Below are 12,703 nucleotides of genomic sequence, written 5' to 3'. Positions count from 1 at the left end.
TTGGTTGCTATAACGGTTGCAACTATTGCAATAAAGCTTATAGGCTTTGAATTTTAAGAGGCTGCGCCTATGACCTACCAGTTCGTGATGAACACTGCGGATGTAGGAATCCTTTTTGCGCACAGCTTTACTTTGACAATGACCACAACGCGGCAATCGATTGTAGGAAAGCTCTAATATCAAAGGTTGATAACCCTGTATTTTTTGTATGGAAAAACCAGGTAAATTTAAGATAAGATCATGTTTCGGCACTTTAATCTCCATTTCGATCGCTAAATCAATGGGTTAGTTTAAACTAACTTGATTAAAGTGCCCCCTTAAATGAGAAAGAGCCCACATGCAGACGACTTCTTCTTTCCAGTTATCGAGTGTTTTACCGAGTGCAGCCAATGGTTTGAAAGGACTGTGTTTGAGGTCGTCAAGCCTAAATTTGGGTAAATAAGAACGAGTTGATTAAATAGAATCCTGGTTGCAAGCAACCAGGCTACGGCGCTGTGATGTGGTCAGCCCCAATTCCACGAACATTAAAAGGCCATCAAAAGAGATGGCCATTTGCTTTTGACCTAACATCCATTTCAAGAGGATTCAGTATTTCCGTAACGATGTATTGAGCATTCTTTTTCAGAAAAAGCATAAAGTATTGTTTCGGTAGATTAGACCATTGATTGCTTTTATCTTGAAGCAGATCAGTGTATATTTTTTCGGCAAATTTTTCATCGATGGCCAATGTCAATCGAGGTCGAAGTGTCTTAAGCAGCCCTAACCAATACAAGCCCAGAGTGGATGTACAGGAGCCGTTTAATGCCGACTCAATTAGCTCCGCCACGGTTTTCTCAGACGTCGATCGGATGTTTTTTGCCCACACAGACTTTAACCCTTCTCTTTCCTCAGGCGTTAAATGCTCAGATAAGACCTGAGTTAAAAATTGATAGCCATAAGCACTTAAGGAATCCGTTAAGCCACCTGGCAAAAAAGTGGTGCTTAATCCATTCTTATGGCAACTTAAGACCAACATGACTTCAACAACATCCAAAATGATATTTAATTTTTCTTTACTCATGCTGGCCAACACAAGCTCTTTTTTGGAAGGTTGAGCATCCTGGTATTCTTTATAATAGGCAGGATAACGTTTTTTTAGCTGACAAAGGAAACGCTCTTGGTCCAATGGGCTCATCTCAGTGGCTTCTTTATCATCGTAACAAAGAATCGCGCGCAAGTAGCCCCTGTATTTATTGGCCAAGAAAAGGGTTTCTAATGAATACGCTCTGTGTTTTTCATTGTGAAGGTTTTCAACTGAAATGAATACATCGTCTTTGAGGTAGAGTTCTTCCCAGCTTTCATAATCACTTGAACAATAGTCTTCATTAAAATAGACCCCCGGCATCATAAATGACATAGGATTATTGGCATTAATCACTTTGGCTATGGCGTAAATGGAATGGCAGATGGGATCGCAAGGACTATTCAGCAGTGTGTTTTTATTTTTTAGCCAATTTCTTGACATTATAATCATTTTGTCTAAGCGAATATAGTTTGAATACGCCGTTTTTATTCCCTTTGTTTTATTGTCCTTCTCTTCAAATTTTTCTAACATGTTACATCTCTTTACGATATGTTTAATAATTTTTAATATTGATTGAATTTATTACAGGCGATTATAGAGGACAAATATTAAACAATTATTAACTGTGTATTTTTTTATGACATTTGTTAGAACGTCTCATTGTTTGTGGTTGAACAATAGACAACGATTAGTTTGACCATTAATGTCCTGAGTGAATGATGTGTTTTTAATCATGAGCCTGGCGGTTTAATGATTTATGTTATATTAACGGGTTTGAGTCGTTTTATTTTAAGTGCCCCACACTAACCAGGAAGGTTTCTATGCGTAGGATACATGCCCCATTACACATTGCTGTCATTTCCTTTAGTTTGCTTTTTACTTTATGTTTTACATCACCCTCATTTGCCATAGGCAACAGCATTGTGGCTGTCGATGTTGATGGCACAACCGGTCAATATAGTTCCATTGTCCTCGACGCGCAGGACTATCCAACCATCAGTTATTACGATGCCACAGAACAAAAATTAAAAGTTGCCCATTGTTTTACACGAACCTGTAGCCTGTTTAATTCCATTGTTACACCAGATGCAGCAACAAACATTGGTAAATACACGGCCATTGCTTTAGATAGCCTGGGTAAACCGGTTGTCAGTTATTATGATGAAACCAATTCCGCGCTCAAGGTATTGCACTGCGGCAACAATACCTGCTCAACAGGAAACACGATAGCGATGCCGGATAATACCGGCACGGTTGGTTTATATACTTCGGTGACTGTTGATACCAACAATTTCCCCGTGGTGAGCTACTACGATGCCAGCAATGGAAAATTGAAAATTCTTCATTGTGGCAATGCCGCCTGTACAGCCGGGAACACCATAGCGACACCGGACATGACCAGCAGCAATGGCGTACAGAGTGCCATTCGTTTGAATAACGCGGGTAATCCCGTGGTGGCTTATTTTGATTTTACTAACTCGTCGCTGAAAATTATTACTTGCGGCAACAGCGCCTGCAATGCAGGTAATACAACAGTCACTGTCGACTCCGTAGCCGATGTAGGTCGTTATCCGTCGTTAAAGCTGGATAGCAACCAAAAACCCGTTGTCAGTTATCTCGATGCGACCAATGGAAAATTAAAAGTCCTGCATTGCGGCAATACGCTTTGCACAGCCGGTAATTCAGTAGTCTCCCTGCCTGCCACAGGGGTGGCTGGCTACTATTCCTCCCTGTCGCTTGACGCCAGTGACATACCCACCATCAGTTATTACGATTTAACCAACCAGAATTTGACTGTCGTGCGTTGCGGTGATGCCAATTGCAGCAACAGCAATATTATCAATGTACCCGATAGCGCCGGCAATGTCGGTTTGTATACCTCGCTCGGTCTTGATGACAGCAGTAATCCTGTGGTCAGTTATTACGATAGCACCAATGGCAACCTTAACGTATTACACTGCGACAGCCCCATGTGTGGTCCTAATTCGGTTCATGTCGGCGATAGCGCAACCGATGTGGGTCGCTACAGTGCCATTAAGCTCGATGCCAACGGAAAACCGGTGGTGAGTTATTGGGATGACACCAATGGCAATCTGAAATTACTGCATTGCGGCGATACCACCTGCAGCCAGGGCAACTCCATCACCAGCCCCTATACGACTGGAAATACCGGTTGGGATACGTCGTTGGCCATTGATGCCAATGGCTTTCCGGTGATTAGTTTTTATGACTTCACAGCCCAGGTTATGAAAATTATTCATTGCACCAATGCCAATTGCAGCGGCGTCAACACAGCCGTTACTCCGGATATTTTATCCAGACGCGCCTCCTCCTTAGCCCTTGATTCATCGGGTAATCCTGTTATAGCGTCGGCTGGTCAACCCGATCAGGGATTAAGAATTGTACATTGTGGGGATGCGGATTGTTTAGCGAATAACAGTATCGCCTCACCCGACTTCCCGGTTTTCCCCGCCAATGCTGATGTGCGCGGGGTCTCGCTGGTACTTGATGGGTCAGGTTATCCTGTGGTGAGTTTTTTCCGCGCCGATAAAAATCAATTGAAATTACTGCATTGCGGGGATGTCAATTGTTCAGGACCGAATAACACGCTGTCCATTCTTGATCCTGGCGCACAGGCGGGCGATCACCGCGCGACGTCCGTCACCCTGGATGCCAGCGGCAACCCGGTTATCGCATACTGGGATACCGCCAATGCCGCGCTTAAGGTATTGCATTGCGGCAATCCCGCCTGTAATGCCGGCAACAGCATTGCATCCCCAGCGACTGGCGCCAATGTGGGATTACAGCCCTCCATTAAAATAGACAGCGCAACCGGGAATCCGATCGTCAGTTTTGGCACCAATACAACCATGTCCATCCTCTATTGTGGTAACGCCAACTGTACATCGGGTAATGTCATAACTGCCGTTGATCCAACAACCAAGGGTTTAGACAGCGCATTAGCCCTCGATGCGGATAATAATCCTGTTGCCAGCTATTACACGCCCACGGGCAAGCATATTAAAGTGCTGCATTGTGCAACGAAGAGCTGTCAGTAATCGCACTCATCGCTTGATAAAGCCACGAGTGCGATTCTCAAATGATGTATTCTATTATAGCCTGCACTCGCTATACTGACATATGATATTTGATGAGCTTTTTATAGCATGCATTGATTATGTCACCCGGTAATTCCCCCATAAGGGAAAAATGTTATTGGAAAATTTATCCAAAAATGAAAAATAAACATATTTCTTTTCGCAGGTTATCAGAGCAAGACTTTCCGCTTCTTACAAAATGGTTAGAAACACCCCATGTCAAAATTTGGTGGGATAGTGAGGTAGTTTGGACATTAGATAAAGTCACCCAAAAATACAAGAGTTATGTAGACCAGTATAAGATAGAGAACGGAAAGAAAAAATCCATCTTTGCTTTTATTATTGTGCGGGATAAACAGCCCATAGGGTATATTCAGTATTATGATGCCTGTGATTTTCTTTCCCTACCTACTAATAAGGTCTTTGATTTTCATAAAATAGCGGCTATTGATTTCTATCTTGGTGAAGAATCGGCTTTGAGACAAGGCCTTGGTAGCGCGGCACTAAGACAATTTGTGCAGAATATTGTTTTTCAGCAATTTAGTGCAGCTCTAGTGACGCCAGATATTAAGAATCACAGTGCAATCGCTTGTTATCAAAAGGCAGGATTTATTCCTTGCTTAAAAGAAGAGAAAGCCAATGAGCTATGGTTAATCGCAAAAAAGGAAGTACCTCATGTCCACGAATTCACATGAATGGTGGTTGTCATCATTTAGGTGCATTCCCTTCTTTTCCATTTATGATTTTCCAGTCACATCAGCCTGAAGTACCTTTTATAGAGGCCCTTAGGGAGTAATGGAACGGTTAACCAACTTAAGGATTAATTTGAAGCTATAAAGCTCTCTTAACAGGCATATACCTCCTCTATACACTTAGCAATAATATTTGCATCAGTTGGTACATGTCCGCGGCTCCCGACTCAAATAGTTTATTCATTATGTGTTAAAATTAACTATTATGTACTTTAGAAGAACATAATGGGCCGTAAAACCATCATCTTATCCGAAAGGATGAAAACATTAAAAACGCGCATCAAGAAGGCCGAGCGTGAAGCAAGCTTGCAGGATGAGGTCAATGAACGCGGTGAGTATGCCAACACGGTTTTAAGTGCATTCAGCCAGATTCAGGGATTTTTCGCCTCCATTTTCTCGGAAAGTAAACAACTTCCAATTATTGGTTTTATCATTCAGATGGTTTCTGTTATTCCAACCACCATCACCACTATTTTTGCTAAAGACAAAAGCATTGGCGAAAAAGTGTTTGCCCTGGGTGTGCTGTCCGTGGTAACCGCCTTGAGTATTGCGGCCTTTGTGTTAACCGCAGCCGTTTCCGCCGCCATTGGGGTAGCTGTCAGCTCATTCACGACCGTGCTGGAAGGGATAAGCCTGGTTGGCAGCATTGCCACAAAGCTCAGCACCCGAGCAGAATATAAACAGAAAAAAGAATTTACCCAGCTGCTGGAAGCAAAAAATACAGCAGCCCTGACTGATGAAAAATATCTCGACCCGCTGCGTGTACGTTATCTGGAATTACAGCAGGCGCTGGTTCATCCGGATTTGGAAACGGATGAGAAAAATAAATATCAGGAAGAAGCGACCTTTATTCATGATCTTCTAACCCAACGAGGCTTACCGCTTGATGGGGATGAAGACAGTCAGGCCGGGATGCTTAAAAAACTGTATGACAAGCGCCGGGAAAAAATGCTTGCATTGACCGTGATGATTGAGAATCTGGAAAAAATCGGCGACCACATCACACCAGAAGAAAAGAAGGCAAACCTTGTTGCCATAGACTCCCTTAAAGAAGACATTGTCAAAGTTGATAACGACATTAACAACATCACCAAACCTATTCAGCAATTAAAACGCAAGGATTTACTGGCCAATGAGAAACTGGCTCAGACTTATACCACCTTCGCCTTAGCCGGTGCCGGCGTAGTTTTATCCACCATTGCCTTGCTCATGGCTGTCAGCGTGGTTGCAGCACCTCCGGTGCTTTTACCCATTGTCGGCGGCTTGGCCATTGCCATGGCCACCATTGGCCTCATAAAATGGTTAGCAGAAAAATTTGCTGAAAAAGCCGATGCCAAAGCAGATAAAGAACGTCAGGCTTTAAAAGAGGAAAACATCCTGGACGAGTCTTTGGATTGTTATCAAACTCAACTCGGAGATAGGCCTAATCAATCCGCCACCTGCAGTTATTCCAACCACATGCTCGGGATTTTGCAAAGTCCGCCAGAACCGCAACCCGCACAGACGGCTGAGCCCACCTCCCCTACACCCGATGACACCTTGACCTCAACACCACCAACCCATGGGGGTGAGCTCACCACGTTTCCACCGGATACGAATACCCACGATGCAGGAAAAGACTCGTCTTATCCCTCAGCAGGCTCCTCAAGAAGAGGCGCCATGTAGCTTTTTTATATGAAGTTAAACGCAGACAAGCCCTGAAGACTGGCGAAGGTTTTCTGAGCAATCTGGAGATAGGTAATCTGTAATTGATACTCCACTGCCAGGGATTCCAAATCGGCATCCTCAAGCCTGGATTTGGTTTCCTTGCTGATATCGATTAGATCGGTATTGACCTTTTCGGCTACATCCAATTGATTCAACCGCGCGCCGACCTGCGCCTGAAAATCGAGAAGATTACCCAATCCACTGTCTAACTGGTCAAGAATCTGATTATTTTCGGTGAAGACGCGGGCTTTGTCGCTGGCGGCACCAAAGGGTTGCCTTAAATTGGCGACCATGCGCGCCGCTGTCGCAAAAATGGATTCATTGGCGGCCGGTGCCACAGCAAAGGCATCCCCTGCCTCTGGCGTCCCGGTAATATTAATCTCAATGCCATTAAAACTGACTGCCATGCCGTCGGTATATAAAGGCGCATCATCAGGCAAGCCGGTCGCAGGGACAACATTCCCACTGGCCACACCGCTGACCATCACCACCAGTTGATTCTGGGTATTTAAAGCAAACTGGATAGTATAATCATCGGCGACATAGGCCGCATTATTCACCACACTGCCTGAACTGGCAACGGCAGTCCCGGTGTTGGGAGTTGCTGTCTCGGATACGGTGAATAGGCCATTACCGCTGGGAACCCGCATAAACAAATCATCGCCCGTGTCATTCAATGCCACCTGCAAACCGCTGCTGATGGCTTGAAAACGCTGGGTCTGATCGCCATTATAGACATACTGCCCACTCATATCCCGGGAAATGGTTTGTGCCTCGGAGCGGCTGCCGCTAAACATGTAATAACCATTGCTGTCCTGCGTGTTGGCTAAACCCTGCAATTGATCCAGCAAATTCTGCGCTTCATCCGCCAGTGCTTTTCGGGCGGAATCCGTCAGCGACCCATTACCCGCCTGCACCTGCAACTCCCTTAATTTCTGAACCACACCCGCCATGTTGCCGATGACGCTTTCTTCCTGCTTAAGCGCCCCGTCGGCATTCTGGCGGTTTTGCTCCAAGCGCTCGCCAAAAAAAATGCGTTGATTCATCAAATCGATTTTGGCCGCGGCGATGGGATCATCGGAGGGCGACAACACCCGTTTCCCCGAAGACAATTGCTGCTGAATACGCAAGGTATCAGCCTGCTGTTTCAGCATGTTGTTCAAGCCGCGCGTAAACATCTGGTTTGATGAAATTCGCATGAAATCACCTCATCACTGCAAAAAGGATATCCATCATCTGTTTTGCGACCGATAGCAGTTGGCCTGCTGCCTGATAAGCCTGCTGCAGTTGCAGCAGGTTTGCGGCTTCCTCATCCAAATTCACGCCGCTTTTGCTATCGCGAAGATCCACAGCCTGGTTAAATAACATATCGGCCGATTCGCTATTTAGTTTAGCCTGATTGGTTCTTCCCCCGACTGAACCGATCAAACTGGAGTAGCGATCAAACAGATTTTGCGTTCCGCCTTCAAACAGTTGATCCTGTTGAATCGCTGTCAGCTTTAAACCATTGCCGTTATCCGCAATCCCGCCGGTGTTGTAAGAAGCAGTAAATTGATCGCCAGTCGCGGGTACACCCGACAAAACCACGGAATACGAAGGTGTTAAGGCATTGGGAATCATCACGGTATTATCGGTTCCCGGTGTAAAAGTAAAAGGGCCAGAGGTCACGGAATCCGTGACATTGACCACGTTGTACTGTGTGGGGGAAATGAATTCAATGCGAAAATCCTTGTTCACATCCGTGGTGTTTAATACATTGCCAAGACGAATGGCGCCGTTGCCGGTATTAGTCAAAGCCGATTGAGTTCGTACTGGGGAGGCGAAAGCAAGCTGCCTTGCATCGGTTAAATTCAGCGTCAAATCGCGCGCTGCCCCGCGAGTTGGGGTTAAGGTATACGAATCATTGTTAGTCAGATTGGCTATGTTATCCACCGTAATCGTCATGCCGTCAATGGTGACGGAGCCCGCCGGAGGAGCAGGCGGCGAACTGGTCCAGTTTAAGGTGGTCGCCTGGCCGTCGGAACGTCGGATGACACGGACTTCATTGGTCCCGGTATCGGTTACATACAACTGATAATCACTGATTTTAACCTGGCTAATGTCGCTGATTTCAACCGACAACACGCCCGTGCCAGCATTATTGGTATTTGCAACCGAGCGGGCCAATTGAGCAGACAAGGTATTAAAATCATTAAAGAAATTCTGCCCCAGCTGGTTATTTAAATCCATTCCCAGCCGATGCTGGGCGTTAAAGGCGGAAGCCAAACCCATGGCCATTTGCCCAAGAACCTGGCTTGCCTGCACCATGATATCGTCCTCAAACCCAAGCAAGCCTGCGATCATGCCGGATTGCATGTTACGGGTAATATCAATCACTCCAGCGCCGTTATCCAGGAGAATCTGGGCATTTAATTGATTCGAGCCGCTTGAATTCACGAGAAGCCTTCGCGCATCCGTGCCAATCACCAGCATTTCACCGGTACCAATAGCCACATCAATAGCGCCGTCAACCCGTTCAACAATGGTCACGTCGGTGATTTTGGCTAATTCTTTAAGAACGCCATCGCGTTGATCCAGCAAATCAGGTGAATTACGGTTCACTGTCAATTTCTGGTTAATATCGGCAATGGTTTTGGCATACACATTAATCTGGTCAACCGCTTCCCTTAATTGCGTGCTGTTGTTCCGCTGATATTCATCGATGCGCTGCTGCATGGTTCTAAACTGTTCAACCAGCGTCTGACTTTGTTTAAGCGCCACATCACGGGCCGCGTTGCTATCCGGCGCATCGTTAAGCTGGGAAAGCGCATTGAAAAAATTCTGCAGATTCGCCGTGATGTTGGTGCCATCCTGAGACAACAATTTATCGATTTGCGCGGCCTGCTCATAAAACACCTCATATTGGGTTTTGGCAGCCAAGGTATCGCGCACCTGCTGATTGGCGAAGCGGTCCGCATGGCGTTGAATGTCGGTAATCACCACCCCGCTGCCAATATAAGACCCTGCAAAACGTTGTGAAGGCAACTGGCCAAAGAGCACCGTTTGCCGGGTATAATTGGGATTTTTGACATTGGTAATGTTAGTACCGACCACATCCAGGGCACGCTGAAACGCATTTAAACCTGACGTTGCAATACCGAAAATTCCCACCATAATGAACGACTCCCATAATATGCCGCCAGCCATCGAAGGACGGGTTTATTCCATGGTATAACCAATCCTTGCCAGCGCCTGTTGTAACTCATCCCCATGATAAATGGATAAAATTTTATCCGCATACCGGGGATCAGTCGCGTAACCTGCGTCATGAAGGGCTTTAATAAAACGATGTGGGTCATTCGCATTTGCTAAAGCCTGCTCATAACGGCTGTTGTCTTTAATTAACGAGACATAATCCGCAAAACTGTTCTCGACAGAGGCATATTTTTTAAATAAAGCCTTCGTCTTTACAGGTATATCGGCAACATACTCGGTTGTCTTTACCTCCACTGCGTCATTTTGTTGCTTACCTGTTGATTTTATATTGAAAAAATTATTGCTGCTGCCACCGTTTTCATCCCGGGTGACGTATTGACCCCAGCCGGTTTCCAAAGCAGCCTGGGCAACAAGCAACTTCGGATCAAGACCAAGCATACTGGCTGCCTGTTGAGCATAAGGCCAGATGGATTTTACGAACTCATCAATGGATTGTGCCGTTTTCCCCTGTTCGGCCGGTAACGATTGCGGTTTTAAAGGTGGTTTAACGGCATAGGCCTGCTGAATTGCAGCCCGGTGGTGTTGCAGGGGATAGCCTGCATTGGCTTTCAAAGGCATGGAATAAGCTTGCGCGGCGGCTTTTTGTAAAGCGAAGCCCTGATGCGCCGCGTGCAAGGGAAAACCCTGCTGGTTGACGTGCAGCGGAAAACCCTGAGTACTATCGACTGGTGCGCTTTGGCGGGAGACGGTCTTGCTCAATTGTTTAGTGAGCATATCCGCGAGTCCAATCCCAGGGCCTTTGACAATTTCCGAGGCATACTGCCCATCCAGCATTTCCTGAAAGGTTTGTTCGTATTTCGTCCGAAAAACCGTCCCTTCTTCGACAAAATGCTGAGCGCGCATGCTTTTCATCATCGCCTGCAGAAAAATCGCCTCAAATTGTTTAGCCGCTTGATGCAAGGCTTTTTCCGAGTCATTGCGGGCCTGCAATTGCAAGGTTTGCAATCCTTTAAAATCAGCCATCGCCACGCCGTTTGCTGTCATGATGTCACCTTTTATGCTAGATGATGATAATCGTTGCATTTAAAGCGCCAGCCTGCGTTAACGCTTCCAGGATGGCAATGAGATCACCCGGTGCCGCGCCGACAGCATTAATGGCTTTCACCAGTTCCTGCAATGTGGCGCCCGGAGCGAACACAAAAGTCCGTGATTTTTGGGAAATATCAATCTGGCTTTCAGGCGTCACCACGGTGTTGCCAGCCGCAAAAGGATTGGGTTGGCTGACTAAGGGGTTTTCAGTGACCGTCACCACCAGGTTACCATGTGAAACAGCCACTGGCTTCACGCGAACCAGTTGATTAATGACAATGGTTCCTGTACGCGGATTGACAATCACTTTGGCTTCCGCTTCGCCTGGTGTAAATTCGATATTCTCAAGAACAGAAACATAATCCACACGATGCCCCATCCGTCTCGGCGCGGTGACTTCAATCGAGGCCGCATCAATGGGCCTTGCTGTGCCCGGACCCATGGTTTGATTGATGGCATCGGCCATTCGACGTGCCGTGGTAAAATCAGGTGAATTCAGGTTGTAGGTTAAAGTCTTTGAAAAATAGAATGGGTTGGGGATATCGGTTTCGACTGTCGCCCCATTGGGTATGCGGCCACCACTCGGTACGTTGACGGTGACATTGGTGCCATCCTCACCGGTGACGCTTAACCCCACGACCACCAAATGCCCCTGCGCCATGGCATAAACCCGACCGTCAGCCCCTTTCAGAGGCGTCATCAACAAAGTACCACCGCGCAGGCTTTGCGCATCGCCAATGGAGGAGACATTGACATCCATGGTCTGGCCTTTTTTCATAAACGAGGTTAGGTTGGCGGTGACGATAACAGCGGCAATGTTTTTGGAATTGAGCTTGGTGCCGGGAGGAATATTAATGCCTAATTGCGTCAGCATGTTGCCAAAGCTTTGTTCAGTAAAGCGCGTTCCGGACTTATCGCCGGTACCATCCAGTCCGACAACCAGGCCATAACCAATCAACTGGTTGGTGCGAACCCCGGCTAAATTCGCCACGTCCTTGATGCGTTCTGCTGCCGCGGTATGAACCAGCAACAGCAGGCAAATCCCATGTAATGTCGCCTTCCATTTACGCATAGCCCTATCCTGTATTATCCCTCCCCTGTTATTCAGGGAAGAAGGGGCCCCAGATGAATCGTGAGAACCACCCCTGGGCATTGACATTATTAACCTGACCTGTACCGCCGTAAGCAATGCGGGCATTGGCAATGCGATCGGAGCGGACCGTATTGTCAGGGCTGATATCCTGAGGTCTTATCATCCCCGACACGCGCACGTATTCATGCCCCTGATTAATGGATACCCATTTTTCACCCTGGATGATCATGGAACCATTGGCCAACACTTTTGCCACAGTCACGGATATACTGCCGGCCAACTTATTGTTCTGAATGGACCGAGCATCTCCCATGAATTGCCGTTTGGCGTTTAAGTCAAAGTCGAGGCTGTAACCCGCACCAAGCGCAATCGGCCGCCCCAGAAAAGAGCCATTGACGATCTGGCTTTTATCGTTTTTAGTCTGCATGGTTGTCGCTTTTTTCTGAGCATCGGTTTTCTCGACCAAAAGCACAGTCACAATGTCCCCGGCATGACGCGCCCTTGGCGTTTCAAACAATGGCAAGGCGGTTTCCGCATTATAAATTGCCCCCTGAGTCACCCGGCCCTGCTTGTTATCCGGGGTTACGGGATAGGTGGGAGCAAAATCCGGCGAGTTGCCTGGGGCCGGAGGATTTAACAGTTCACAACCCGAAAGCAGGCTGGCCATCGATAAAGTTACAACCCATCCTTTAGTCCTCATGGTCAC

10 protein-coding genes are annotated in these 12,703 nt (G+C 46.8%); 3 read left to right on the top strand and 7 right to left on the bottom strand.

The window, feature by feature from the left end:
* Positions 1 to 252 (bottom strand): transposase family protein (locus Lery_RS15340; RefSeq protein ID WP_162262975.1); only part of this gene is annotated, 252 nt, incomplete at its 3' end.
* A 283-nt stretch (positions 253 to 535) separates the two neighbouring features.
* Positions 536 to 1,594 (bottom strand): hypothetical protein, encoded by a 1,059-nt coding sequence (locus Lery_RS11930; protein WP_058527476.1) that lies wholly within the window; start codon positions 1,592 to 1,594, stop codon positions 536 to 538.
* A gap of 290 nt (positions 1,595 to 1,884) precedes the next feature.
* Here Lery_RS11930 and Lery_RS11925 point away from each other — a divergent pair, with 290 nt between their 5' ends.
* The 3 genes from Lery_RS11925 to Lery_RS11915 all read left to right on the top strand — a co-directional run bounded on the left by Lery_RS11925 (position 1,885) and on the right by Lery_RS11915 (position 6,578).
* A complete protein-coding gene (locus tag Lery_RS11925) occupies positions 1,885 to 4,122 on the top strand; it encodes a hypothetical protein (protein ID WP_058527475.1) in 2,238 nt (745 codons plus the stop codon).
* A 119-nt stretch (positions 4,123 to 4,241) separates the two neighbouring features.
* A complete protein-coding gene (locus tag Lery_RS11920; RefSeq protein WP_237759224.1) occupies positions 4,242 to 4,856 on the top strand; it encodes a GNAT family N-acetyltransferase in 615 nt (204 codons plus the stop codon).
* A gap of 282 nt (positions 4,857 to 5,138) precedes the next feature.
* Complete coding sequence (locus Lery_RS11915) at positions 5,139 to 6,578, top strand: T4SS effector SidA family protein (RefSeq protein WP_058527473.1); 1,440 nt, start codon at positions 5,139 to 5,141, stop codon at positions 6,576 to 6,578.
* A 5-nt stretch (positions 6,579 to 6,583) separates the two neighbouring features.
* On the opposite strand, the gene flgL is transcribed toward Lery_RS11915, so the two are convergent.
* The 5 genes from flgL to Lery_RS11890 are packed head-to-tail and all read right to left on the bottom strand — an operon-like array spanning position 6,584 to position 12,697.
* Complete coding sequence (flgL, locus tag Lery_RS11910; protein WP_058527472.1) at positions 6,584 to 7,819, bottom strand: flagellar hook-associated protein FlgL; 1,236 nt, start codon at positions 7,817 to 7,819, stop codon at positions 6,584 to 6,586.
* Between the two features lie 4 nt (positions 7,820 to 7,823).
* The gene (gene flgK / locus Lery_RS11905) at positions 7,824 to 9,773 is read right to left on the bottom strand and encodes a flagellar hook-associated protein FlgK (RefSeq protein ID WP_058527963.1); all 1,950 of its coding nucleotides are present in this window, start codon (positions 9,771 to 9,773) and stop codon (positions 7,824 to 7,826) included.
* Positions 9,774 to 9,818: 45 nt separating this feature from the next.
* The gene (flgJ, locus tag Lery_RS11900; protein ID WP_058527471.1) at positions 9,819 to 10,859 is read right to left on the bottom strand and encodes a flagellar assembly peptidoglycan hydrolase FlgJ; all 1,041 of its coding nucleotides are present in this window, start codon (positions 10,857 to 10,859) and stop codon (positions 9,819 to 9,821) included.
* Positions 10,860 to 10,875: 16 nt separating this feature from the next.
* Complete coding sequence (locus Lery_RS11895; protein WP_058527470.1) at positions 10,876 to 11,976, bottom strand: flagellar basal body P-ring protein FlgI; 1,101 nt, start codon at positions 11,974 to 11,976, stop codon at positions 10,876 to 10,878.
* A 28-nt stretch (positions 11,977 to 12,004) separates the two neighbouring features.
* On the bottom strand, positions 12,005 to 12,697 hold the full coding sequence (locus Lery_RS11890) for a flagellar basal body L-ring protein FlgH (protein ID WP_058527469.1): 693 nt from the start codon (positions 12,695 to 12,697) through the stop codon (positions 12,005 to 12,007).
* Positions 12,698 to 12,703 lie beyond the last annotated feature (6 nt).

Origin of the sequence: Legionella erythra (genome assembly GCF_001467615.1) — a bacterium.
Lineage (GTDB): Bacteria > Pseudomonadota > Gammaproteobacteria > Legionellales > Legionellaceae > Legionella_C > Legionella_C erythra.
The sequence above is the reverse complement of the archived record's forward strand: the minus strand, read 5'-3'. Positions and strand labels throughout refer to the sequence as shown.